At 41.8% G+C, this 26975-nt stretch carries 17 protein-coding genes; 8 read left to right on the top strand and 9 right to left on the bottom strand.

Going from position 1 to position 26975, the window contains the following annotated elements; translation table 11 throughout:
- Positions 1 to 7 precede the first annotated feature (7 nt).
- The 3 genes from QTN47_RS22625 (at position 8) to QTN47_RS22615 (ending at position 6811) form a co-directional block, all read left to right on the top strand.
- The gene (locus QTN47_RS22625) at positions 8 to 1072 is read left to right on the top strand and encodes a FecR family protein (protein ID WP_369331713.1); all 1065 of its coding nucleotides are present in this window, start codon (positions 8 to 10) and stop codon (positions 1070 to 1072) included.
- Between the two features lie 261 nt (positions 1073 to 1333).
- Positions 1334 to 5077, top strand: coding sequence for a SusC/RagA family TonB-linked outer membrane protein (locus tag QTN47_RS22620; protein WP_369331712.1), 3744 nt, complete (start codon positions 1334 to 1336; stop codon positions 5075 to 5077).
- Between the two features lie 36 nt (positions 5078 to 5113).
- Entirely contained in the window at positions 5114 to 6811 is a 1698-nt protein-coding gene (locus QTN47_RS22615) for a SusD/RagB family nutrient-binding outer membrane lipoprotein (protein ID WP_369331711.1), read from the top strand.
- 258 nt (positions 6812 to 7069) lie between these two features.
- Here the strand turns inward: QTN47_RS22615 and QTN47_RS22610 are convergent, their stop codons facing one another.
- From QTN47_RS22610 to QTN47_RS22600, 3 genes are all read right to left on the bottom strand, one after another.
- Complete coding sequence (locus QTN47_RS22610) at positions 7070 to 8401, bottom strand: hypothetical protein (RefSeq protein ID WP_369331710.1); 1332 nt, start codon at positions 8399 to 8401, stop codon at positions 7070 to 7072.
- A gap of 156 nt (positions 8402 to 8557) precedes the next feature.
- A complete protein-coding gene (locus QTN47_RS22605; protein ID WP_369331709.1) occupies positions 8558 to 10213 on the bottom strand; it encodes a DUF4983 domain-containing protein in 1656 nt (551 codons plus the stop codon).
- 301 nt (positions 10214 to 10514) lie between these two features.
- Positions 10515 to 13385 carry a helix-turn-helix and ligand-binding sensor domain-containing protein gene (locus tag QTN47_RS22600; protein ID WP_369331708.1) on the bottom strand — a complete coding sequence of 957 codons (2871 nt, stop codon included), beginning with the start codon at positions 13383 to 13385 and terminating at the stop codon, positions 10515 to 10517.
- A gap of 330 nt (positions 13386 to 13715) precedes the next feature.
- Here QTN47_RS22600 and QTN47_RS22595 point away from each other — a divergent pair, with 330 nt between their 5' ends.
- Positions 13716 to 15209: a TlpA family protein disulfide reductase gene (locus QTN47_RS22595; protein ID WP_369331707.1), complete on the top strand. Its 1494-nt coding sequence runs from the start codon at positions 13716 to 13718 to the stop codon at positions 15207 to 15209.
- A 371-nt stretch (positions 15210 to 15580) separates the two neighbouring features.
- On the opposite strand, the gene QTN47_RS22590 is transcribed toward QTN47_RS22595, so the two are convergent.
- Positions 15581 to 16420 carry a hypothetical protein gene (locus QTN47_RS22590; protein WP_369331706.1) on the bottom strand — a complete coding sequence of 280 codons (840 nt, stop codon included), beginning with the start codon at positions 16418 to 16420 and terminating at the stop codon, positions 15581 to 15583.
- 415 nt (positions 16421 to 16835) lie between these two features.
- Between QTN47_RS22590 and QTN47_RS22585 the strand changes: the two genes are divergently transcribed.
- Positions 16836 to 17774, top strand: coding sequence for a DUF3078 domain-containing protein (locus QTN47_RS22585; protein WP_369331705.1), 939 nt, complete (start codon positions 16836 to 16838; stop codon positions 17772 to 17774).
- 324 nt (positions 17775 to 18098) lie between these two features.
- Here QTN47_RS22585 and QTN47_RS22580 read toward each other — a convergent pair whose 3' ends face one another.
- Positions 18099 to 19235: an acyltransferase family protein gene (locus QTN47_RS22580; RefSeq protein WP_369331704.1), complete on the bottom strand. Its 1137-nt coding sequence runs from the start codon at positions 19233 to 19235 to the stop codon at positions 18099 to 18101.
- A gap of 278 nt (positions 19236 to 19513) precedes the next feature.
- Between QTN47_RS22580 and QTN47_RS22575 the strand changes: the two genes are divergently transcribed.
- Together QTN47_RS22575 and QTN47_RS22570 are read left to right on the top strand one after the other, a co-directional pair.
- Positions 19514 to 20548 carry a LacI family DNA-binding transcriptional regulator gene (locus QTN47_RS22575; RefSeq protein ID WP_369331703.1) on the top strand — a complete coding sequence of 345 codons (1035 nt, stop codon included), beginning with the start codon at positions 19514 to 19516 and terminating at the stop codon, positions 20546 to 20548.
- A 157-nt stretch (positions 20549 to 20705) separates the two neighbouring features.
- A complete protein-coding gene (locus tag QTN47_RS22570; RefSeq protein WP_369331702.1) occupies positions 20706 to 21776 on the top strand; it encodes a phosphotransferase enzyme family protein in 1071 nt (356 codons plus the stop codon).
- Positions 21777 to 21866: 90 nt separating this feature from the next.
- On the opposite strand, the gene QTN47_RS22565 is transcribed toward QTN47_RS22570, so the two are convergent.
- From QTN47_RS22565 to QTN47_RS22550, 4 genes are all read right to left on the bottom strand, one after another.
- The gene (locus QTN47_RS22565; RefSeq protein WP_369331701.1) at positions 21867 to 22073 is read right to left on the bottom strand and encodes a hypothetical protein; all 207 of its coding nucleotides are present in this window, start codon (positions 22071 to 22073) and stop codon (positions 21867 to 21869) included.
- Between the two features lie 152 nt (positions 22074 to 22225).
- Positions 22226 to 24205, bottom strand: a complete 1980-nt coding sequence (gene gyrB / locus QTN47_RS22560; RefSeq protein WP_369331700.1) for a DNA topoisomerase (ATP-hydrolyzing) subunit B — start codon at positions 24203 to 24205, stop codon at positions 22226 to 22228.
- 277 nt (positions 24206 to 24482) lie between these two features.
- On the bottom strand, positions 24483 to 24947 hold the full coding sequence (locus QTN47_RS22555; RefSeq protein WP_369331699.1) for an RDD family protein: 465 nt from the start codon (positions 24945 to 24947) through the stop codon (positions 24483 to 24485).
- A gap of 57 nt (positions 24948 to 25004) precedes the next feature.
- Complete coding sequence (locus tag QTN47_RS22550; protein ID WP_369331698.1) at positions 25005 to 25469, bottom strand: RDD family protein; 465 nt, start codon at positions 25467 to 25469, stop codon at positions 25005 to 25007.
- A gap of 222 nt (positions 25470 to 25691) precedes the next feature.
- On the opposite strand from QTN47_RS22550, the gene QTN47_RS22545 reads away from it, so the two are divergent.
- Positions 25692 to 26615, top strand: a complete 924-nt coding sequence (locus QTN47_RS22545; RefSeq protein ID WP_369331697.1) for a helix-turn-helix domain-containing protein — start codon at positions 25692 to 25694, stop codon at positions 26613 to 26615.
- The last annotated feature ends 360 nt before the right edge of the window (positions 26616 to 26975 follow it).

The following is a 26975-nucleotide window of genomic DNA, read 5'->3' as shown; positions in this document are numbered from 1 at the left end:
ATATCTCATGACCAATAACAATCTACTGCTGAATGAGCTGTTACAAAATGACGATTTTGTTGCCTGGGTATTTTCACCAACGGAAGCCGGAAATATTTATTGGGCAAACTACGCAACAGCCAGCGATGCACATGCAAACGCAGTAGAAAAAGCACGGAAACTGACCCTGCTTTTCCGTGAGAGCCATGCTACAGAGGAGCAGGACAGCAACTCAAATGACATCTGGAACAGGATAGAACAATCTATCCATTCTCAAGCCAATAAAACAATTCCCATACATCGTAAAAAATGGTGGTGGGCAGCTGCCGGGATCGCGGTGATTGCCTCCACGATGGGATATTATTTTTTGCAAAAAACAGCACCAGTCAGTTTGGTTATAAACACCGCCGTTAAAGAAGCCAAACATCTGATCGAAAGAAAGAATAGTTCAGGCAAAGATGAAATCATTCTTTTATCAGACGGTTCGCGTGTTTTCCTTGCCCCGGGCAGTGCACTAAAAAGTCAGCCAATTTTCAACGACAGCACCAGGGAAGTTTACCTGGAAGGTGAAGCATTTTTTGAAATAGCCAAAGATCCGCAGCACCCCTTCCTGGTCCACGCCCATAATATAGTTACACGCGTTCTGGGAACAAGCTTCCGGGTAAATGCGCGATCTGCGAGTAATGATGTAACAGTTGCCGTACGTACGGGAAAGGTGGCGGTGTTCACTGAAAAAGAAAATGATCCCGGCAAAATGGTGCTATTGCCTAACCAGCAGGTGGTCATCAACGCATCAAATAATACCGCCGTGAAAACTGCGGTACAAGATACCCTTCTTATTAAACAACCCAATTACAAACCGCTATCGTTCGAGTATGAAGATGCCCCACTTATTACGGTCCTTAACGATTTGCAAGCAACTTATCACGTTCAGATAAACTATAACAAGGATAAGATCACTAACTGCAGAATTACCACTTCAATTGGAGAAGAACCACTTTCCGACAAGATCCGAATTATTTGTTCAGCTATAAATGCAACCTATACAATAGATGAAAGTAGTGTAACCATCCTAAGCCAGGGATGTGACTAACCTGATTATTAAACCAAAAACCAATGAGATGATGAAAAAATGAATGCTCACTAACTGGAAAAAATTGGCGATGCTGCTACACCGCCAATGATATTTAGCCAGGGATAAGTCGTACTCCCATAAAACTTTTAGTGTGCGTTGTATTCGGTCAGGAATGCAATTGCAATTTCAGGGGCACGGACTTATACAAGCTTCTGCATTACAGGCTTACCTAAATGCAGGTTTTGAACTTATTGAGAGAATCCAAAACAAACTAAAGTTATGAAAAAATGTAACCTGTTTACGTTTAGTACTGCTATTATGAAATTCACACTTGTTCAGCTCATCCTATCGTTTATGTTTGTTTTCACAACCTATGCTCACAAGGTTGAGGGACAGGAAATACTGGACAAAAAAATCACCCTGGAATTATCTAACCAGGAATTTAAAACTGCCTTGAGCTCCATCGCCAAACAAGCCGATGTAAAATTTACATACGCATCCGGCGTACTTAAAAGCGACAAGCGCATTACATTATCAGCCAAAAATCAACGATTGGGTAATGTACTGGATCAACTTTTTAAACCGCTTCAAATTGAATATGAAGTTGTAGGTAAACAGATTATCCTAAAAAAGGAAAATCAGGTAGCGGTTTTAGACCTTGACGCCGGCACTTTTATTGCCCAGGCCGCTTATGCTGATAAAGTTAGCGGTACCGTTACCAATAATGAAGGCGTTGCATTAGAAGGTGTAAGTGTTATGGTAAAAGGCACACGCAAAGGAACTACGACCAATAACAAAGGTTATTTTGAAATTGATGCTCCATTGCAAAGCACATTGGTATTTACAATAGTAGGTTATGATAGTGCAGAAGTGAAAATTGTTGACGAAAACACACTAACCGTAAAAATGCAGCAAAGAACATCGGATGTTGCAGAAGTTGTGGTTACCGCGCTTGGTGTATCTAAACAAAAGAAACAACTCGGCTATTCTGTAACGGAGGTAAAAGGAGCAGAACTTTCACGCACCAACGAAGTAAACCCGATCAATGCATTACAGGGAAAGGTTGCCGGTGTACAAATTGATCAGGGTGCCGGTGGATTATTCGGTTCATCCAAAATACTTATACGCGGCAACTCCACATTGGGAACCAATAACCAGCCAATCTTTGTGATTGATGGGGTAATTATGGACAACGATATTTTCAGCGGTACGGGTCGTGATTTTGGTAACGATCTGAAGAACCTGAACATGGAAGATTTTGAAAGTGTTTCTGTGCTGAAAGGTTCTGCGGCCGCTGCTTTATATGGATCAAGAGCAGTAAACGGCGTTATTCTTATCACGACAAAAAAAGGTATACAACGCAGGGGAATTGGTGTAACTGTGAACCAGTCTGTAAATGTTACTCAACCTTATGCTGGTCCTGATTTTCAGAATGAATATGGCGGAGGTTCTGTTGGCGCATTTTTTACAGACAACAGGGATCCCAATTACAAGCCAACTGAAAACTGGACAACAAAAGTATTTCCTACTGACCCTGTAACCGGAAAACCTTATATAGACAGGCAAATTGGACGTGAGCTTGAAAACTGGGGACCGAAAATGGTTGGACAGGAGGTGACTAACTACGATGGCACCACCACAAAATACCTTCCTCAGCCTAATAATTTTATGGATGCATTCCAAAACGGATGGGGTTATAATACCAATATCGCCCTGGATGGAGGAACTGAAAAATCAACCTTCCGTGTTTCTTATAATCGCAACCAGGGTGAAGGTGTAGTCTCCAACAACAAATTCACTAAAAATGCATTTGACCTCCGCGCCACACACACATTTAATAAATTCCTTAGCGTAGATGCGAGTCTTGCTTATAGCAATTTTGAAGGCAAAAATCCTCCTCGCCTGGGAGGTCTTGACGCATTTGCTTCTTACAACTTTGGCAAATTGTTTACGTGGATGCTTCCACGTAACTATGATACAAAATACTGGATGCAGAAAGAACATTATACCAGCATGTTTGGCGGTGTTCCTGATCCTAACGATCCTAACGAACCTAATAAAGTTCCTGAAGCAAGGTTCTGGTATAGCTTGTATGAAAACAACTACTTGCAAACCGAACAACTTGTGAGAGGAAGACTTGCGCTTAATATGAAACTTACTGAATGGGCAAAGCTGATACTCGAAGGCAACGTAAGTAACATCTATACAAAAAACGAAAACAAGGAACTTGGTCAGGCTAAAAATTATGCCGGTGGCCTATATGGGTTAGGTTTTACCACCAAGGAAAGCAACATGCTGAAATGGATGGTGATGATGAACAAGGATTTTAATAGTGACTTTAGTCTAAATGGATATATTGGCGGTGAATTTCAACGTTACAAAACTTCCTGGGAGTATAGCGAGACCAGGGGCGGTTTAAACTATCCGGGCAACTATTTCCTCGCCAATTCAGTAAACCAGCCATATACAGAAGGTGGCATAAAAAGCAGATACGGCCTTAACTCAATTTATGCCAGTGCAGATCTCGCATATAAAAACATGCTGTTCCTCCAGGCGACATGGCGCGGCGACTGGACATCAACTTTGACATATACCAACGGAACCGGCAATAACTTTTTCAGCTATCCTGCAGTTAGCTTGTCGTGGATCTTTTCTGAAACATTTAAACAATTGCCAGGTTGGATCACTTTTGGAAAATTCAGGGCTAACGTAGCAGCACTGGGAGGAGGCACTGATCCGTTCATTATAAATCCCGGGTTTGCATTTAGCGGTTATAGTAACGCCAACGGATCAACTGTTTCTTTATCCACATATACCAGTCCGAATGTTATCCAACCAAATTTAAAACCCAGCCGTAAAATATCGGAAGAGCTTGGACTTGAAATGCGTTTTTTCAAAAGCCGTTTAGGATTTGATGTAAGTGTTTATCAGGATAACACGAGGAACCAAATTTTGCCTATTATAACACCGTATGAATCAGGAGTTAGTAACCAAACTATTAATTCGGGAAATATTCAGAACAGAGGCATTGAATTAAGGCTTGATGGAACGCCCGTTAAATCAAAGAATTTCAGCTGGAACACTGCACTTACTTATGCAGTTAACAGGAATAAGATCGTTGAACTATACCCGGGTAGAACAGAGTTCAACTTAGGCGCAAACATCGGAGAAATAAGCACATGGGCAGTTGTTGGCAAGTCATATGGAACATTGAGAACACAAATTCACTCAACAGCATTCCAGGCGGTTGACGCAAATGGCAAACCAATCGCCGATCCTAAAAATGGTCTTCCAATCCTTGCATGGAGAGATGATGCACGTGCAGCTTTCCCCGCTCGCAGCAACCAATGGCAGGATGTTGGTGATATCAACGCCAAATTCAGAGGCGGATGGGATAACACCATCACCTATAAAAACTTTGCATTAAACTTCTTGCTTGATGCAAAAATCGGCGGCGACTTTGTACTATTGAGTTATCGTTACGGTACACACACAGGTGTATTCCCGAATTCATTGCCCGGACGCGATGCAGATCACGGAGGTATTGTATGGACAAGCAAATATGACAATCAGCAATATGATGACGGAAGAATAGTAGAAGGTGTTTTTGCGGATGGCCAGACTGTTACCATGCCTGATGGTTCTAAAGCTAACGTAGGCGGCATGACGTTTAAAGAAGCTTATGACAAAGGACTTGTTGAGCCAACACATACTCCACAGTTCTTTTACAGGTATGGATCATCTTCAACAGGTGTTGCCGATTACTGGGTGAAAGAAAATTCATGGATCTCGTTACGACAGGTAGCACTTAGCTATAGCTTCCCGAAGAAGTTATATGAAAAGATGAAGCTGAACAACCTTGCATTCTCAGTTATTGGCCGCGACTTGTTCTATTTGTACAGAACATTGCCGTACAACTACAATCCGGCATCTAACAATTCCAATAACACTGCTTACTCCGGAGAAGAAGGTTTTCTGCCTATGATGCGCACCATTACGTTTACATTAAGGGCTTCATTTTAAGTAAGGGACGATTCATTAAACATCAATTTTCAAATTATGAGAAAGTCAATATCAACATATATCATCCTGGCAGTGCTGGCAGTAACAGCAGGAACGCTGTCTTCCTGTAAAAAGAATTTCGGGGAGATGAATACCAACCCCGCAGTTGTTACCACGCCTGATATTAAATTCCTGCTAAGCTATTCAGAGGACAGGCTTGTAACTTACCAGGGAACTGAATGGGTATGGGAAAGCATGGAACAGTTGTGGCGCTTTACACAGCACATCACATCCAGCCCGTACGAAATAACAAACAATGTTAATACGCGCTATTCCAATTATTATCAGCAAATACTGCCCAATCTTTTTGAGATAAGAAGGCAGATTGATATGAAAACGGATAAAGAATCTTATCAGAAAATGGGTGCCGTTACATTGGTGCTGCAAATTCTGCATGGTATTAAGGTCACTGATATGAACGGGTCCATCCCTTACTCTCAGGCTGAGCAAGGTAGGTATGAAAACAACTTCAGCCCGGTATATGATGACCAGCAAACTTTATTCAATACATGGCTGAGCCAATTAGATAGTTCCATCGCCATTCTTTCCAACAGCTCTTTGCCGACACAACAGAGCTACGGTAATTCTGATATTTTCTACAAAGGTGATTTTACCAAATGGGTAAAACTGGCTAACACACTTAAACTGAGAATTGCTGCAAGACTGGAAAACCAGGATGCGACTAAGACCAAGGCAATCTTCCAGGAAGTAATGAAAGATGCTACCGGTCCGATTGATAGCGATGACGCGCAGGTATCTTATAGCAGTGTGGATTATTTGCCTTTTGGTACATCTGGCGATATTAACTATAGAAGCATCCGTTACGCTTCTACCTCAATCGTTAATTTTTTGAAAGCAGCTAATGATCCAAGAATACAGGTGTATTTCGAACCGAATGATCTGCAAGGCAGCTTTAAGGATACACTTGCTGCTTACAATGCAACTTTACCTGCATTCATTAATCCGAATGATCCGCTGGTAAGATTCCAGGGTGGTCCGGCAGATTGGACAACAGACCCAGCACGTGCGTCTTATTTGAGTAATGCTTATCCTGTTGGTCCTTACACCAAATACTTTCTTATTTCCAAGATCAACCGCAAATTCTTTTCACCGAGAATGAATGGTGCTACCGATGGTCAGTTTACGGATGTGATTGTGACAAACGCAGAGTCTTGTCTTTTGGTTGCAGAGTTTATCCAAAAGGGTTATGGAAGCGGTGTTGATACACGTGGAACCGCTGAAGACTGGTATAAAAAGGGTATTACATCTTCTATCAAAACCATGAACCAGATAGCGGTAACGGCTAACTCAACTACTGCTTACAGTGGAGATGGCCTTACAGTGATTGCCGACTATCTTAATCAGCCGATGGTCAAGTTCAACGGAGTAAATGACCTGGAAAGAATATATATCCAGGAATATTTGAACGCCTTCCGAAACATTAACGAAGGTTATGTGTTATGTAGAAGAACAGGTTATCCTAAGTTGAGTTCAACATACTATCCGCGTGAAACATTTAACGAAACTATTCCACGCAGGTTCTGGACAACAGATCCGGGTGAAGTGAACAGGGCAAACTGGAATGCGGCCTTACAGGCACAAGGCTTTACACCGCTGGCCCAGGATGTTCAAACGCTTAATACAGAAAGGATTTGGTACGATAAAAATGCACCGGATTTTGGAAAAGGAAATTAGTGGTGTCTCCAGCCTGAGCATATTTTAGGCTACCCACTCGTTTATAAATAGCAGTTGCCGCAGGTTTACAACAATTGTTGTAAACACTGCGGCTTTTTACTGCCTGGACATTGGATTTTAGCTGAACATCTATGGATGGATAAAAACTGACCTACTTTAAACTAATTTGATATTGGACGCCTCCACTAGCTTTGTTGCAAACATAATAGAGGTATAATGCATTTTAGAAATGCTGCCCCGAAGGGCAGCACCCTTTATTCACCTTGGCAGAAACGAATACCGGGGGAATATATAATCATTATTATTTGTAAAAAATGCAGTTCCGCAATGCGCAGGAAGCGATGCCAAACCGAACAACATGCTTGAAAAATCCACGCCCTGAACTTCATTCGCTGTCCATGAAGGCGAGGTAACGCTATATCTCCATAATATTTTATTTGTTGAACCCGGTAATGTATAAACGCCCTTGTTTGCATTGTAAAGACTAAGCAGATCATTTTGAGATGCCGAATTTACCGGCATAAATCCTGCGATAATGTGTGGGGATACTACTTTGTCAGGATTATTATCTTCACCATCAGCATGATATCCTGAAGGAGCACTACCAGCGCCAAGTCCCCATTCGTAGGCCCCTAAACCACTCGTGAATGTCCACCATTTTTTATCAGCCAGCATGGAATTGTTCATGTACGTAAGATACCTGGTACCGGTGTTGTATGGATGACAGAGATAATAACAGAATTGCGGAATAAAATCTGAAAGAAATGAACCCGGATAATCGGTAAGTAATGAATATCCCCAATAGTTGGATTTTGGCATATTATCAGGATTCACAAAAAAATTATTCCATAATGTTGTGGCGTTACCTCCGGCACCGTTCTCTGCGTTATATGCAAGATTGGCAACCAGCATGTACTCATTGTAAACACTTGTTGTGCTTAGTCCGTTCCCCATACTATCCAATGAAAGGTACATCGTTCCGGCTACCGGATCGGCAATGGCTTTTGACCAGTTGATTGAGTTGTATAAAGTATCTGCGAGTCTGCTTATCGTTGTGTCAGATGCAAAGTATTTTTTACAAAACAAGGCGCCCGAAACCATGATAGCCGCATCAATGGTGCTGAATTCCGAGTTCCATGCCTGTACCCCTGTTTGCATATCGACAAAATGACGCGGAAACCCCGCTACATTTTTTGCTAAATGAAAAGTAGTATCATATCCCAACACTGTTTGAAGTGTAGTTCTGGCCAATTGCCCGGCATTTGTAATCCAGCTCATTTTATCTGCAATACAAAGCGACACCAGCCCCATCCCGATATTTGCTACGGAACAGGGATGATAGTCGGTGCCGCTGAACAATTTTGAATCACGATAAACGCCTTTTGCATTCCGCTGCAATTCATACACCTGGTAACTGTTCCTGAAAAGCGTAGCAAGGCTGATCCCTGTCTTGGCTTCTGCATGTTTGATTTTATTATCTGGTTGCTCCGCGGTTACAGGTTGCAAGTCCTTTTTACAACCAGTGATGCCCGCAAATAATGATGCAAAAATTATAACAATGAAATGTTTTGCGATTTTATTGGTTAACATAGTGTCATTTGTTGATGAGTGTTAGAAAATGATTCTTAAAGATCCGGCGACTCCCGCCAGGCCTGCTTTGAAGTAAAACAAGCACCCCCTTGTTACCCTTACTCAAATGCTCCCGGGGGAACGCCAGCGATCTTTGAAAAATTGACTACCCATTGATCATGGTAGCCAGGACCTGCCATCCAGCGTCCACGCCGGTGAAATTGGCACGCCGAGCCAGGACAATGCAGAATATGCAATATCCACCATCATCGGAACGGTATTTCCCCGGTAACAGGTAAGTCCTGCACTTTGAGCCGTTCGGGTATATTTCCCCGACAGCGGCATGTTGATATGCTTTGGACCAGAATCGGCCAGATAGCCCGTTGTTTCATTTATACCTTTCCAATAGCCGGTCAAACTGCTGTAAAAGGGATGGCTGGATGTAACCGCAGTACCACAATTACTTACAATTGTTGTTGAATCAAGTGCGGCCTTCCACACCCGCACTTCAGATACCTGGCCATTAAAGGTGTATGAATAGCTTTTTGTTCCATCCTGGCCAGTGACGAGGGGGAGGGAAGAATTAATGTCCGCGACATTGGCGATGCTGGTTTGTCCAACCAAAACACCATCCTGGTAGGCTTTCATCGTTCCACCTCTTGTGAATGAAACCGAAAGATGGTGCCATTTGCCATCCGTAATGGTGTTTCCACCAAGATCGGCCCTGTTTGTGCCATCACCTATATTCACTTTCCAGCTTCCGCCAGGAATGCCAGCAATCACAAACCCCTTATTGTTACCGCTATTCCAATCTTTGTTGGCCAGGATAGCCGGGTCTCCGCTAAAGCCATTCGATTTCACCCTGCATTCAATTGTAAAATCCTGCGTCTGTCCAAAATCGTAGTTCGAATTAGATACGGATGCATAAACTTTTGTAGAATTATAATTAACAACATTGCCACTGATAGTAGATTCAGACACGAATGTTTTTGACGCAATTTGATTTGCCGGAAAATCCCTGTTGTTAAAGATTGTGAAGATATTACGCTCAAGATAACTTTCTCCTCCGTGACCAACATCAGTTGCGCCGTGATCCGGTGAACAAATGATTAACCAGTCTTCGTTGGCATAATTTGGACGGTTGCGCAAGGCAGTTAAAACCTGGCCTATATATCCGTCGGTAGTTTCGATAGCCGAAACATATTGCGGTGTTGATGGACTAAAACCGTAGGTGTGGCCGGCATGATCAACATCATCAAAGGCCATAAACAGCACATCCGGGCTATCGTTCGTTAAGCTGGCTACAGCCGCATTTTTTACGTCCAGATCGGTTGTTGTAGTAGTTTCCTGATCTATTCCGTCTATAATATATTGGTTAATGGAAGCCCAATGGGCGATTGATATAGTTCTCTTTGAAGAATCAAATGCTTCAACCCTTTTTAGAAAGTTAGGATAGTCTGTAAAATCCGGATTTGTAAAATTATTGTCCGTAACCCTATGCTTTAAATGAGTAACGCCGGTTAACATGGTTGACCATCCGTTCCCGCTCCATGTCGGAGCAAGTGTTAGTGCATCCAGGCTGTACACCGCGTTAGTTAGCAAACTTTTGATGTTAGGCGTGTTAGAGGCCATCATTACGTCCTGCCGGCAACCATCTATGCCCAATATGAGCACTTTTTTTGAAGGACCAGCCAGCGCGGTTGCTGGCGAAAGTCTGGCACCCAGCTGTTTGTCATTTCCCGTTGAAAGTTGCTTTGAGCAGGATGTTATGACGACTCCGGAAAAGAGGAGCAGGCATATTGCTGCCAAAATTTGAAGAGATGTTTTTTTCATTACGCAAGTTTGTTGATAAAAAAGATGTTGCCAAGACTTCCAGTTACTGACCCGGGAACAACTTCTGTCCGGCTTGAATCGATTCCAATTGGATGACCTAAAACTATTTCGTAACAACTACGTTTCCCAATTTTAGCCATCTACAATACCACATCAACTTTTGTAAAAAAACGTCCAAACACCCCTTCACTATCACATCATAAAAATCGATTTAGATGTTTATTTATTTGTAGAACAATTAATTATACAATAGTAAACTTTCTTTGTTTGAAAAGATATCTCACACCAGCTAACCTGTTTTTTAGAGTCTTAAAAAGAACTCTGTTAGATTTTGTTCGGCAGACAAATTCAATTTGCGCCTTAAACGATATCTTTTTAACTCCACTCCCTTTACGGAAATATTAAAAATCGGAGCAATTTCTTTCGACGTAAGATTCATTTTAAGGCAGGCTGCCAATTTGAGATCCTGCGGAGTAAGACCGGGATATGAATTCAACAGGCCCTGGTAAAAACCATCATGAATTGCGTTAAAACGTGATTCAAACAATTCCCAATCCTCTTTTTCTGTCTGAATATTTTTGTTGATCTGCCTGATTATTTTGTTCAGCTGCGCATCAGCCTCCATTTGCCGGTTGCTCTCTTTAACCTGCGCAAGGTCATTTCGAAGCTTTTCCAGAAATTCGTTCTTTTTTACAAGACCAATTGCAGAGTTGGCAAGTTCTTTTTCTTTTAATTCAAGATCCCGTTCCAGCTGCGCTTTTTTTACGCGTTCCTGCGCCCGTTCAAATTGTTCTTTTTGCGTTGCCAGCTCCTCGTTCATTTTTCTCTGAATTTTCTCCTTTTGACGGCGCATTTTGTTCTGTGCCCATTTTACGGTTAATAATGCGCCCGTAAAGAGAAAGGCCAGGTAGAAGATCTGCGCATAAATGGACCAATACCATGGCGGTAGAATGGTAAAAGTGACCATGGCTGACTTTGAATTAACATTCGTTTCAAGGAGAAAGACATAATCACCCGGCCGCATGTTGATAAACTCTTTTTCTGATAATGCGGTCCACTCCGACCACGGCTGGGCCGATCCTCCGTCTTGAATCTTATACCTGAAACGAGTGTCTCTGTCAAAAACCGGCATCGCATACTTTAATCTAAATTGCGATACACCATAAGGAATAACTATTTTTTGATCATTTTCAATGTCTAATTCCTGCCAACCGCCCTTTTTATGAATCAACAACTGCAAAAAAAATGGCTTAACGGTGTTCAACGATCCGGCATAACTCATGTTAGAGAACGTAGCAATGCCCTCCTCCCCGCAAAGCACATAGTAATTTTCAGAAGTAGGCACTATCTGTTCAAAATCATAGTTAAGTGAAAAATTCTTGGGATTGACCACGTAAGGATAGGATAGCACATGGTTTTTATCAGCCACAAAAAAACATATGTCGTTGCGCTTATTTATGGCCCACAAGTCTCCGTTATCGCCTGCTATCATTTTTGGCGCACGCCAGTACGCGCCCAGGATCTGCTTTAACGATGTGTCTTTTATAAAACGGGCTGCACGGTCATCCCATTTCTTCATTCCATCCGGAGTAGTCAAAAAGATGTCGCCGTTGTATTGCACCAGGCCAGGTTTCTCGTTGCCAATGACGCCCTGCGTTTCATTTATCAACTTAAAGTCTTTAACATTCATCGCGGTGTCGAGCCGCAAACAATAAATTCCTTCTTTTGCATGTTTTAGCCAGATCCTGCCCATCTTATCCTGTACCAGGTTTCTCAACGGCAGCCCCTCAGCCTCTTTTATTTTCCGGAAGAATGTCCATTTACCATTGTTGTTTTTTTTCAACAGGACCAGGCCATTATAGTTCCCTTGCAATAAATAGTCAGTATTTATTTTCGGTCGTACAATATCCCATCCTCCCGGCGAATCGTCCAGCTTTCTTAATTGATCGTTTTCCAGCGTATATGTCCCCTTTTCATGGCCAATAATCAGCTGATCGTCCCATACGGAGACATGCCAGGCCAGTCCATCAGAATTTTTTACTTTTTCAAATTGCGAACCGCTGTTGAGATTACCGGATAGTTTCTGGGAAAAAAGTCCGTGATTTGTTGCCAGGTAAAGCTTGCCGTTCCAGGTTGTTGCGTGTAAAACAGTACCTAACATATCCTCGGGATCACGTACATAACGCAAGGGAGCATTCATTACCAACAGATCGATCCCTTTTTCCTGCACCAGCCACACATTCTTGTAGCAATCCTGAGTGGCATTAAGTATAGTGTTGCACTGCAGGCCATTTGATTTATTTACGTGCTGCACCACTTGCAGATCATTGTCTGCGATTAAAACACCATTATTGGTGGTCGCAAACAAATAATCACCTGTATTAAGCCGCATGCCGCAACTAAGACTGTTTGACGCTAACCAGGTTGAAGCGCTTGTATTGATCTTTTGAAGTTCACCTTGTTCACTAAACAGCCAAAGTCCATTTTTATCTGTGCCCAACAATATACTATTACCGTTAAAGGGCAGCATTACCCGGATTGTAAGCTTCTTCAGCGCTTCTGAGCCCGGCACTTCCACTAACCTGCGGTTTTTTATTTCGTACATGCGATCTCCTTCAATGGGAAGAAACAACCGGTCATTGACCTGATGCACAAAAATGAAAGGATGAGGTGGTACGATCTGCGCAGCAGTTCCGTCGTTATATAAAAGAAACAATCGCGAGAAGGATTGGAACAACACAAATTCACTGGTTGGAATGATCTTCCATATCTCCTCCTTACAGGAAGGATCTTTGAAAAATAAACTATCAAGATTCGTATAATGGTTATAGGCCGGCCCGGACCAGTAGCCAATCTGCCTGTAACCTCCCACATATAACCTGCCGTCGGATGATGCCGCCACTGATCTTACCAGTGAATTAGAAGGAGACGGACGAACCTCCCACCGCGAACCATCAAAGCACAAGGCGCCTATTGCATTTCCGAATGCCATTATACCAGAAGCAGTTTGTGTTGCGCTCCAGTTTTGGCTGTTCCCTCCATATACATCTTTTGAAAAATTTATGACATTAGGAATTCCCGGTAACCGATTGCATTTCTGACCTGAACTATTTTTAAAGGAAAATACCAGAAGCGGGATAATGAGGCCTGCGAACAACTTATTAGAAAGCATAATAGCTATGCGTTAATTTTTACACGGAATCAGCTTATCAATTATGTTTTTAAGGAATTACCAATGAGGTTACGGCTCAACTTGTTTTTATAATAGTTTCGGATAAAATCTTTCGCGGTTAGCAATTTGACAAGTGGCCAAGTTAAGTTTTACAATATGTTTTATATGGGGAAGGCCATTAATTTAATCCAATTATAATGATCTTCGCAACATTCATCATTAGTAATTAAACAAAATTGTTATTAATGCGGATTTTAGCAGACGAAATTTTCTGATGGTGTTTTTGAATATTTTTACACTTTACACATTGCTCTTAATAAAAACTATTTAATGAAGCATTTACTGTTCATCATCCTATGTATACCAATTTTACAACTGCCGGCGCAAAAAACTACAAAGCCGGCAGCTAACGCGGCCACAGCAACGTCAGGCTATAACATCAATGTTACAGTTGCTCCTTTTAAAAAATGCTGGCTGTATATGGGCTGCTATTATGGAAAATATAAGAACCTGGTAGATTCTGTTTTCGTAAATGAAAATGGTTCCGGCACTTTTAAAGGAAAAGAAAAATTACCGGGTGGCATTTACTTTATGGTATCTCCTTCCCACACGTTGCTGTTCGACTTTCTGATGGACAACAAACAACAATTTTCAATCAAGGCCGATACAACCAGGCAAGATGCAGTAGTAATAACCGGCTCTGATGAAAATTCACTCTTTCAGGAATATACGCAACATCTTGCTACCAAAGTACCTCACCTTCAGCAACTGCAAAAGGAACTGAAAGATGCAAAAACCAAACAAGATTCAACAAGGATACAGGATGAACTTACAAAAGGAAATAAAGAGTTGAATGATTACCGTGATCAAATCGCAAAAGAACATCCGGATGCAATGCTTACTTTGTTCTTCAATTCTATGAAAAGGCCAGAAGTTCCTGCCGCGCCCAAATTATCGAATGGCAGCATCGACTCTTTGTATCCTGCACGATACATGAAAGAACATTATTGGGATGATGTTCCATTCAATGACGATCGGTTGTTACGTACGCCATTCTTTGATCCTAAGGTTGACGAATACTATAAATATTATGTGTCTCCTGAACCGGATTCGGTTATCGCTGAAGTAAATTACATGTTGCTTTATGCGAGGGAATCAAAAGACATGTTTAAATACCTGCTGGGAAAATTTACTGATAAGTATATTAATCCGGAGATAATGGGACAGGATAAGGTGTTTGTTTTTCTTTTCAATAATTACTTTTCCAAGGGTGATACTACCTGGCTGAATGCAAAACAGAAAGAATACATTTTTAACCGTGCATATAGTTTAATGGCCAACCAGATTGGAGAACAGGGGGCGCAACTTGATCTTACAGATACTTCCGGCAAGGCATCTCCGTTATATGGGGTCAAAGCTCCTTTTACCTTTTTAGTTTTTTGGGATCCTCATTGCGGACACTGCAAAGAGCAGGTTCCGAAAGTTGACTCAGCTTACGAAGCCTCATGGAAAGCTATGGGAGTTAAGGTTTACGCTGTAAATACGGATGAACAGTTATTAAAGGATGGGAAGGATCTTGATAAAGCAATCCAGGATTGGAAAGTTTTCATTCGTGAGCATAATTTAAATGGATGGGTTCATGTGTATCAACCACCAAAGCAACGTCAGCAGGAAGTAGCCTCCAACAAAGCAGGCTTCAGGCAATTGTATGATGTGTTTCAAACACCAACTATGTACCTGCTGGATGACCAAAAACGAATCATTGCAAAGAAGCTTTCGCTTGAGCAGTTTACAGATTTGATGAAAGCGAAATTGAAGAAATAAAAAAAGACAGTTACACGGAGGGGCACGGAGAAGACACTGAGTTGCACAGAGTCTATATGTAAAAGGTTTCGGCGGGCAGCAGTCCAAATAAATGGCTGCAAGGAAGAACTTTGCTGAAAAAAATCATTAACTATGAAACAGCAAGCTTCGGCCTCTACCGAAACCCAGGTCAAAGGTAGAGACATAATCGATTACAGCGGTAAAACAAGCGCGAGAACTCCAATAAAATGAAACAGGCTTTGGTTCACCGCGAACCAAAGCCTGTTTGCTATAACAATTTATCTTTTCGCTACTCCCAAAGTTTTCAGCTTTAGGCTTTAGGCTTTAAGCTTTAAGCTTTAGACTTTAAGCTTTAGGCTTTAAGCTTTCCTCTATCTGTTATAAATCGGCGTTCTTTTCAACAAATACTGCAGCGTACTTTTATATGCATCTGTTGTGCTCCAGAAGGCATCATGATTTTGTCCGAATACTTTTTTGCCGTCATCCATATACACTTCCATTGTTACAGATGTTTTGTAATCCTGCGAGGTAGTGGCAGAACCGTACGTACTGCTTGATGATTTGCTTTTGTTGTCCTTGTTATTGGAACTGTAAGTGGTGTTAGAACCTGCATTTCCATAAGTAGAAACAGATCCTTTATCCATGGTAACTGTTCCTCTTAATACATATTCTACGCCTAATATATTGCAAAGCTCCTGGTAGGTGAAGCTTCTGAAATTGCCTGAATTTACGCCTGCTTTTCCGAGGAAGGCATTGGTTGAAGAAGGATCCTGTATTTTAAGTGCCTGGGCTTTCTTACTGAGATAAGTGTAACATTCTTCCTGGATTTTAAATCCCATTTCTTCATCGCCTGAACGCTGATCGGAGATAAAGCTGAATGGCAGTACCGCTACATTGTTATGATGATCCTGCTGATTAACAAATTGGGCGGGTGCTGCATTTTTGGTTGAAGTGTCTTCCTGCACAGGAGCAGCAAAAGTTTCTGTTCTTCCGCTGGAGAAACCGATTTTGGCTATGTCTGCTTTTTTAAATGAATAGCCAAGTGTTTCGCCTTTGTGGGTAAACTTAATTGCATCATCGGCAATTTCTGTTACCGATCCTATTTTCGTTTCGCCACTACGCATATAGAGCGTATCAAATTTTACAGTTTTTTGCGCGTGCACATTCACAAAGAAAACGCATAGAATCAGCGCATGGATAAGGTGTTTCATTCTGTAGTTTTTACTTGTTAGCAAGGTTAAAATTATTGCAACTGAAAAGGTTGCACGTACTATGTTTTAGGTAAAGACTTTCGTGTAATTGACTAATGTACTAATTACCGGATGTTGTTCAAAGACAGGTTCACCGGTTATATTACAAAAATACATTCCGGCACGATTCGGCATCACGAAAACAACCCGTGGCAGTTGCTTTATTATCATTTTTTAAGGTTTTAGAGGACCACAAAATTATAGCGGTACACAGTATTATCGAAACCGTACGTCAATCAATAGAACAGCTCATCAATTTCCGGCACGGTAAATGAATCGGCAAAACAATCATATTATATTGATTTTAAACTAAATGGCTTTTTTTTGTGTTAACATAAACCAAGCCCCGCATTTTCTAATACCAAATCTTTCGATTATGAAAAGAATCATTACACTCTTGTTGCTATTTGTGGTAACGCATGCGCTTGCTCAGGATGAAACAATTAAAGGCCTTCAGTCAGATGCAAATAAGGACTTTAAAAAAGACCCCAATGATACTATAGTAAAAACCTGGAAAACAGGTAGCACCATTAGTTTTAATCTGGCACAAGGTTCTTTAAGCAATTGGGCCGCGGGTGGTGATAATTTCTCTCTGTCACTTAACAGCTATATCAACGGGTATGCTTTTTATAAAAAGGAGAAGCATTCGTGGGATAACAACCTGGACATGTACTATGGTTATGTAAAAACAACCAGCCTCGGTACACGAAAAAACGACGACCGGTTTGATCTTACCTCCAAGTATGGATATGCCCTCAGCCCCAAAGTCAACCTGAGTGCGTTGTTTGATTTCAGGTCGCAATTCTCCAAGGGGTATAATTATCCTGAAAACAAACCGAGAGAATACACTTCTAATTTTATGGCCCCTGCATACATAATGCTTAGCCCGGGTATTGACTGGCATCCTGTTCCCAATCTTTCAATATTTGTTTCGCCATTAACTGCGAGATGGGTGATCGTAAACGATGATAGTTTATCTGCCAAAGGTGCTTACGGAGTGGATACCGGCAAAAAGAGCAATTTTGAATTCGGTGCATTTGCATCTATTAATTATAAGGCACAAATCACAAAAACAATTAGCTATAAAGGAAGGCTTGACCTGTTCTCCAATTACAGGCACAACCCGCAGAATGTAGATCTTTATATGACAAACATGTTCGCAGTTAAACTTTCAAAAATACTCACAGCCACCTGGAGCCTTGATCTGATTTATGATGACGACGTAAAACAGTTCGGACCAAATCTCAATTCCCCCGGCCTGCAGCTCAAGTCGCTTATTGGAGTTGGCTTGCTGGTCAAGCTCCGAAATTATTGATGATGGGAATTTCTGATAACTTTTTTAAAAAACAGAGCCGGGCTATTATCGGCTCTGTTTTTTTATTAACGAGCGCCCATCCGTTCTTAACTGAAAGGTCAGCGTAATTTGTTGTTGGTAAGCTCTGCGCATTTTTCCCGGTTGCATACCAACAACGGCGACCAACGCAATTGTGCAAGAGCAATGACATAAATATGGCGATCAGCGTCCAGCAACATCTGAGGCTGAAGGCCTCAAAGCACTAGTCCAGGGCAACGCCCCGGGAAAAATAACAAAGGGTGATCAAGCCCTGTAAGGACGCAAGAAAATTCGCGAAAGATGTATCTATAGCTTGAAGAATATTTTTTTCTTATACAACCAGTTGCACAAAAACCAGTAAAACACCCAAACGGCCAGGGCAGAAAGCAAGTTTTGCCAGATGGCCGGCGTGCCGATCATGCCGGTGAACCCTTTTACAAAAATGCCCATAGCCTTATTGATCCATTGGACGCCTACTGTTTCAAAAACGAGATAAATAAATATCGAGTTCATACCAACTACAACGGGAATAAATGCATACTTGTTTTTCTTTTTTACATCAACCAGCCAATAAATAAAAGCCATCATCAGAAACACCCATCCGCCGGATGCCAGCACAAATGAACTGGTGGCTATGCGTTTAATGATCGGTGTAATATTTAGCCAGTCCAGCCCAAAACCAAGTAGTAATGCAACACCACCTGCTATCAGCAATAATTTTATTTTTTCACCGGAGGATTTATCACTCACCAAAAGCCAGCCGATCACACAACCCCAAATGGTGTGGGCGGCAGTGGGCAGAATGTTGATGGTAACCCAACCTCCATTATTGATCTTCCCCATCAGTAAAGTATCAACATAAGCCCCAAAGTTTTTGTACTCAACAAACGGCTGATCAAATCCCGGCACCAGGATCGTTCTGTACAGCAGTTCAGTCAGAAGCAAAAGCGCTATTGAAGCACCAATCTGATAAAGCGGCGACTTCCTGATAAAAAGATAGGCTATAATGGTTGTTACCGATAATTGAGTAAGCACGTTCCACAATTCCCAAACAAGCTTACCCGCATAAATGCAATGCAATCCGGTTCCGCAGATAAACAGTTTAAGACACCTTATTGCAATATGCCTGAAGTTCTGCGACCATGTTACGCCCTCTCTTTGTTTTTTCTTAAAGGACAAATACATCGCGGTTCCGGCCATTGTCATGAATGCAGGCTGAATTAGATCCCAGAATCGCAGTCCGTTCCACGGATGGTGGCCAAACTGGCGGGCAACTCCTTCAAGAAAAGTCCCTTCGCTTAGTTCGTGAAAAGAATCGTAGACAAGGGCAGCTTCTCCTGCCAGTAAGATCATAATAATGCCGCGCATTACATCGAGCGATAATAAACGCGCAGAAGCCACTTTGGTGGTTTGTTTTTCCTGCGTAGCAGTAGTTGTAAACATCAGTTTGGTTTTGGAAGGCTAAAAATTATTTTTTATTTATCATCTTTACATGTCTTTTCCGGCAACCATTGAAAGGCTCAGCAATTGTTTTGCCTGGTGGTTATTTTTCAACAGCAATCGTCATACGTTAAACGTCATTTTGGCAAACTGCAGTTATACAGTTTCACAAGGCAATTTTTAACTTCATTAATATACAACAGAATTACCGAATTAATGAAAACCTGAATAATCAAACGTTTGCGTAAATTTTACGTTACGTGTATGCACAAATTTGTACTATGGCAGATAAACAACCTACGATCAAAGAAATTGCGAAACGCCTGAATATTTCCGTATCTACCGTTTCCCGCGCGTTACATAATCATCCGTCTATTGGACTGAGAACGAAAACACGCGTGCAACAGCTGGCGAAAGAATTAAATTATGAGCCTAACCAAACGGCCATTTTCTTTCAGCAGCGTAAAACCTTTACGCTTGGCGTTATACTGCCCAAGCTGGCCGAATCTTTTTTCTCTTCTGCAATCAGCGGTATTGAAGAAGTTGCCAACAAGAACAATTACACGGTGCTTATGGGTCAAAGCCATGATGATGTGGAACGGGAAAAACAGATTGTAAACGCAATGAAAAAGCACAGGGTTGACGGCCTAATCGTTTCAATCTCCAAAAACACGGAAACATACGAGCATTTTGAATCGCTGAAAAACGCCAATATTCCCGTCGTGTTTTTTGATCGCATTCCCAACACATACGACATTCATTATGTAGCGTGCAATATGCTGTCTGGTACCATACAGGCCATCAATTATCTTCTGAAAAAAGGGCACAGGGTAATTGGGATGATCAACGGACCGGAGAACCTGGTTGCGACTGCCGATAGAAAAGAAGGCTATATCCAGGCCATGCTTAAGAACAGGTTGAAATTTGATCCATCACTGATCGTCAATTCCGATCTCTCAGCTGAAAGCACATATGAAGCCACGCAGAAACTGCTTTCGCACAAAAGAAAAGTAACGGCTATAGTGGCTTTTAATGATTATGTGGCAATGGACGCGATGCACTATGCCCAGCAAAAGAAAGTACGGATTAACAAAGATGTATGGTTTGTAAGCTACGCCAACCTTCCGTTAACCACATATCTTAAATACCAGCCGGCCGCAAGTGTTGAGCAGTTTCCATATATACAGGGCCAAAAAGCAACACAAATGCTGCTGGAACTGTTAAATAAAAAAGAGGAAAATGAAGAAAAGACAGATCCAATTCATTACAAGATCATCGTAGACTCCAAGTTGGTGATTTACGACGAAAACGCATAACCACTATCCATTGAAAATCCATCTCCGTACTTAAACTCCTTCATTCTGGCGCGATCCTCGCAGGAAATAAACTTCGGGAAATAGCGCAAACGTTTGTCGGCACTATATACCTTCCTATTAAGTATGTTTGAGAGAGTTAAGGACAAGTCTTCGACATATGATTGAAAATATACTTAAATATTATGGCCTGGCAATAGAAGATTGCACAGTGAAAGCCTTCGGGAGCGGCCTCATCAACCATACCTGGCTAATTGGGGCCGGAGAAAAAAGCTACATTCTGCAAAGAATTAACCACAATGTTTTTAAGCAACCCGAACTTATTGACGAAAACATTAACGCCCTGGGCCATTACCTTAGTAAACATTACCCGGCTTACCTTTTTACCCTGCCGGTCCAAACGGTCGAACATAATACACTTATTCAGCACGAAGACGATTACTACAGATTGTTTGAATTTGTAAAAGATTCAACTACTTACGATGTTGTTGAGTATCCTGAACTTGCCTATGAAGCAGCCAGGCAATTTGCCAAATTCACCAAATTACTGGCAAATTTTCCGGCTAACGAGCTGAAGATCACTTTACCAGACTTCCACAATCTTAGTCTGAGATATAAGCAATTCAGGCTGGCCATTGAAAACGCGTCGAAAGAGAGACTGGAAAAGTCAAAGGCCCTGATTGCAGCGCTTAAGTCACATGTAAATATTGTATACTCTTACGAGGAATTGCTGCAAAATCCGGCTTTTAAAGTGCGGGTAACACACCATGATACCAAGATCAGCAACGTGTTGTTCAATAAGCAAAACGAAGGAATTTGTGTAATAGATCTGGATACGGTGATGCCGGGCTATTTTATCAGTGATGTTGGTGATATGATGCGCACATATCTGACAGCCGCGGGTGAAGAAGAAACTGACCTGTCTAAGGTGTTTGTTCGCGATGCTTACTTTGAAGCTATCGTTAGGGGCTACCTGGATGAAATGAGCAACGAGCTTTCTGCTGATGAAATAAAGATGTTTGTTTATGCAGGCAAGTTTATGGTTTACATGCAGGCATTGCGTTTTTTAACGGACTATCTGAATAATGATATCTATTACGGCGCAAAATACGAGCTGCACAATTTTAACCGTGCCGCCAACCAACTTACCTTATTGGAGTCCCTCCTTTCAAAAGAGCAAACGCTGCAGAAGAAAGTGTACGAATTGATGGGAAAGCAACCCATTGTCTAATTACGCAACGCAAAATCAACCAAAACAAATAAAAAAGCCGGGAAATCACTCTCCGGCTTTTTTGTATCGTAGTATATCAGTTGCGGTAAATTAAAACTCTTGCTTGGCCACACCGTCTTTAATAGCCTGTAAGGCTTTCTCTTCACCCAAAATAGCGCTCATCTTATTACCTTTTCCGTCGTCACCTTTTGCAATATAACCACCCCTGGCTGTTTTCGAAATTACGGCATTATGCATGGGCACGTCTTTTTCTTTGGTCTTAAGGCAATACGCTTTGATCATTTTTGAAGTATCCATATTTATATTTTTTTGGAATGATTAATAGCACAAACTACAATTTTTTTTGTTTTCAGCAAACGCAAACAGCGTTTCAACAATTCTTTAAACAAAGACGGAACTGTTGCAAATTCAGTTCCGTTTTTGAGCATTTATCAAAAATTAATCAAATGTTAAACGTCAATTTTCGCATATTTTGCGTGGGTTTCGATGAATTCGCGTCTTGGAGCAACTTCGTCACCCATCAACATGCTGAAAATCCTGTCTGCTTCCGCTGCACTTTCAATGGTAACCTGCTTCAGCGCTCTTCTTGATGGATCCATTGTTGTCTCCCAAAGCTGGTCGGCGTTCATCTCACCCAAACCTTTGTAACGCTGTATGCTTACACTGTCTTCTCTTCCACCTGAAAGTTTGTCAACAACCGATCTGCGTTGCTCCTCATTATATGCGTATTCTGCTTCCTTCCCTTTCTTGATCAAATACAATGGTGGTTGTGCAATATAAACGTAGCCTTGCTCAACCAGCTCTTTCATGTATCTGAAAATGAATGTAAGGATCAATGTTGCAATGTGAGAACCATCCACGTCGGCATCGGTCATGATGATCAATTTGTGGTAGCGGAGCTTGGCGAGGTTAAGCGCCTTGGGATCTTCCGGAGTTCCAATAGTAACGCCCATTGCTGTGAAGATGTTCCTGATCTCCTCATTTTCATAGATCTTATGCTCCATTGCCTTTTCCACGTTCAGGATTTTACCTCTCAGTGGCAGAATGGCCTGGTAAGCCCTTTCACGTCCCTGTTTTGCGGTACCGCCCGCAGAATCACCTTCCACCAGGTACAGTTCGCATTTTTCAGGGTCCCTTTCAGAGCAATCAGCCAGTTTACCCGGTAAGCCGCCACCGCTAAGAACGGTTTTACGCTGAACCATTTCGCGGGCCTTTTTAGCGGCAACACGCGCCTGGGCTGCAAGAATCACCTTGCTGATGATATTTTTTGCTTCTTTCGGATTTTCTTCCAGGTAAGCTTCCAACACGCGGGCAACTGTAGTTTGAACCACACCGCTCACGTCGCTGTTACCCAACTTGGTTTTGGTCTGGCCTTCAAATTGCGGTTCGGGAACTTTTACAGAAACGATAGCGCTCAAACCTTCACGGAAATCATCCCCTTCAACGGCTACTTTCGCTTTTTCGAAAAGCCCTTCCCTGTCTCCGTAAGTTTTAAATACCCTCGTCAGTGCCTGGCGGAAACCGGTTACGTGGGTACCACCTTCGATGGTATTGATATTATTAACGTAGGAGAAAATGTGCTCTTTAAAATCATCGTTATAGTTCATGGCTACCTCTACGGCTACATTGGTAGCTTCATCATGCCCTTCAACATATAACGGATTGGCTATTAAGGCGTTGCGGTTACCATTTTTGTCCAGCATCTGAACAAACTCAATAATACCACCTTCGCTGTAAAAATTTTTGGAATAAGTAGTGCCATCATCAGCTTTTTCGCGAAGATCATTCAACGTTATGCTGATGCGCTTATTTAGATAAGCCAGTTCACGTAAACGGCCCTCCAAAATATCCTTAATATAAACCGTGTTTGGGAAAATAGAAGGATCCGGCCAGAAGTGAACGGTAGTACCTGTTCTGTCAGTAGTACCAATCTCACGAACAGTGTATTGCGGAATACCAGTATGGTATTCCTGTTCAAAAACCTTTCCTTCACGTTCAACGGTAACGTGCAGCACTGTACTTAGTGCGTTAACGCAACTTACACCCACACCGTGCAAACCACCGGAAACTTTATAGGTGTTTTTATCAAATTTACCACCGGCATGCAGAACGGTCATTACCAACTGCAAGGCGCTCACACCTTCTTTGGTGTTGATACCTGTAGGGATACCACGACCGTCGTCTACTACCTTAATTGAATTATCTTCATGAATGGTAACAGTAATGTTTTTGCAATAACCGGCAAGCGCCTCATCGATGGAGTTGTCAACTACCTCGTAAACAAGGTGGTGAAGACCTTTGATGCCGACATCTCCAATATACATGGCGGGACGTTTTCTAACCGCTTCAAGACCTTCCAAAACCTGTATACTATCTGCACCGTAAACATTTTGCGCTGGGGCAACTTCCTGCTGTAACTCTTCGCTCATATTATTGAATCAAACGTTGTTTAATTAGTATTTTGCAAGTGGGCGAAGTTAAACAAAAACATGGTAAGGATAGCTTAATTTTATCACTGAAATGTGCATAAAAAGTGAAGGATTTTAGGCAAAATGGCGATTATTAACCGGTGGCTATCAAAGTAAGATACAATATTGTTCTAATTGAAGATGTTTTTGGCAACCTGACCTTAAATAAATGCATGTATAAGCAAAAAAGCGCAAAAATTTTGTTTTTTGGGCTAAATCAATTTAACTCCGAGGCAACTTAATTGATGATTTTTACAACTTTTGTCTTCGTCCATTTGTCATGCCAAAACCCGTCTCCGAAAAAAGCGCTTAATTCTTCGAACGGAACTACCCTGCAGAGACTACGTAGCAAAGCGTCCTTCCATCCAAATGGTGCACCGTCTTCTCTAACCACACGAGTCCTCGTTATCAATTTACCCAATGTCCGGCCGCCGCACATGCCTTCTACAAGTGTATAAAAAATCATAAGAACGACGCATGTCACAAGGTAATTTAAAAAGAAGTTACCCTTTATTTCTTCAACATAAATTGCTGTCTGCCTTGCATCTACAAGCGCGGCAATAAAGCCAAGGAAAAAAAGAAAGACACAGAAGACTATGCGATCAATTAAAAAATTCGCGAAACGCTGCCATAATGACGCGGGTTCCCGGTCTAATCCCAGTTCAATCTCCAATAGCGATGGTTCTGTTTCGGTTGGGTACATGTTGTTGGTGTTTAATTTAAGGCGAAAAATATTTTCTTATTAGATGTTGATGATTGGCTACTTCTTTACCACCCGGGTTTTGGTCCACCTGTCGTGCCATGGGCCGCGATTTGAAAAAGCTGTAAATGGCTCTATGGGAATGAGGCGGATCAGGCTTCTCAATAGCGCATCTTTAAAGGTAAACTTGCTGCCGTCGAGCCTGATCGTTTTTGTTTTTGTGATAAATTTTCCGACACTTCTGCCCCGGGAAATCCATTCAGAAAAAGCATAAAAAGGAACATAAAGTAAACAGGGGGATAGGCTGAATAAAATTGCGATCGTGTCCGTATAGCTATCTGTCATGCTTCCCATTAAATTCAATGCAGTCACAATTGTCGCCATAAGCACATACCATGATATCAAGTATATTATCGTATCAATAATACAATTGACCAATCTCTGGCCCTTTGTTGCAGGCTCTTTGTTTAGCTCCAATTCGAGCTCTATTTCTAATAGAGAGGATTCATTTTCAGGCGGGTACATGCAGGGAGTGTTTAAAAGGTTAACGGTAGCATAACTTCCAATAATTACATTTTAAGCGTTTAGCCTGATCTGTAAAAACCAAAGATAGGGATCAGCAGCTTTCAAATGATCTTTTCTTCCCGACAATAAGAACGCTTATTGCAGCATTTGGCTAATCGTTTTACATTCTAATGACAAGCGCCTGCTTGCACTTATATGTAGATACATTAATTTTGCCCGCACATGTTACAGGTATTAGATATACTGAAAGTTGCCCACCGGAACACCATCGAGCCTTCAATGAATCTTCTCCACCTAAAGGAGCAGCACATTCCAGGTTCTATTCAGTACGTTATTCGTCGCTATTATCCCGATCAAAAGTGGAACAGCGATGATACCGGAATGCTTGTGTACCATTATAGTCCGACCCGCGCTGAAGAAAACTTCCTGGAACTGCGGTTTTGCATTAGCGGAAACAAATATTGTTTTGAAAAGAGTTGTGCAGACTGTTCTGAAATTCCAACGCAGAATTGCAGCGGCAAACATGAAACAATAGATGTTTTTTCTTTCCATTTCTCTTCAACCTTTCTGCATCAGTTTGTTCACAATGTTAAACTGAGCAATCGTAAGGATGAGGTACTGGCTTTTAAACACCCGAATTCATTTACAAAAATATTTCCCGTTTGCAGCCGTAAACGGATGTCGCTTGACGCCTTGTTAAATCATAGCTATACGGGCTCGCTTGAAAACATCTTCACCAATGCAAAAGTTCATGAGCTTTTATTGTACAGCCTTGAATGTTTGATTGACGAAAAAGAAGAAGGATTTGTATGTAAGTTTCTTGCTGATGAATCTGGCCGCGAGCGTATTTACCAGGCAAGGGAAATACTGCTGCAGCACATTGGTGATCCAATCACCATTAAGGAATTGAGCCGTAAGGTTGCAATGAATGAATGCTATCTTAAGAAAGGATTCAAAGAAGTGTTCGGTACAACCATATTTGATTTTTACCAGCAGCAAAGAATGGAACACGCCAAGTATCTTTTGTATGAAAAAGGATTGAGCGTTACCGATGTTTCCGCATTGCTGGGTTATTCTTCCATCTCCCATTTTAGCGCCGCATTTAAGAAACACACGGGATTGAAGCCTTGTGATCTGATTCGATAGCTATCAGCTTTCAGCTATTAGCTATTAGCCACAGGCACCGGAGAGATCTGTCTATTCCCGTAAATACTTGTTGCCAGTGTGAACGATTTACGGCCGTTCTGTTTTTATCGCACCGAAAAAGGCTGATCATGTAAAACTAATTGCATTAAAGAGACAGTCGCACATAGCGATCGGATGACCGCCGGCAGCTGCATTTTATCGATCTGCTTGTGACAGTTTCGTAATTCAGGTATGAACGTCGTTTCCTTAAGAGGTTGCAAAAAGCAAAGCAGGCCCGAACCAGGTACTTCGTACCCGTCCGAATGCGCATTCGGTGCGGGCGGGCTTCGTAAATCGTACTTGATACAGGAACAGCATTGA

The sequence above is a fragment of the Danxiaibacter flavus genome, from assembly GCF_041060425.1.
GTDB lineage: Bacteria > Bacteroidota > Bacteroidia > Chitinophagales > Chitinophagaceae > Danxiaibacter > Danxiaibacter flavus.
The sequence above is the reverse complement of the archived record's forward strand: the minus strand, read 5'-3'. Positions and strand labels throughout refer to the sequence as shown.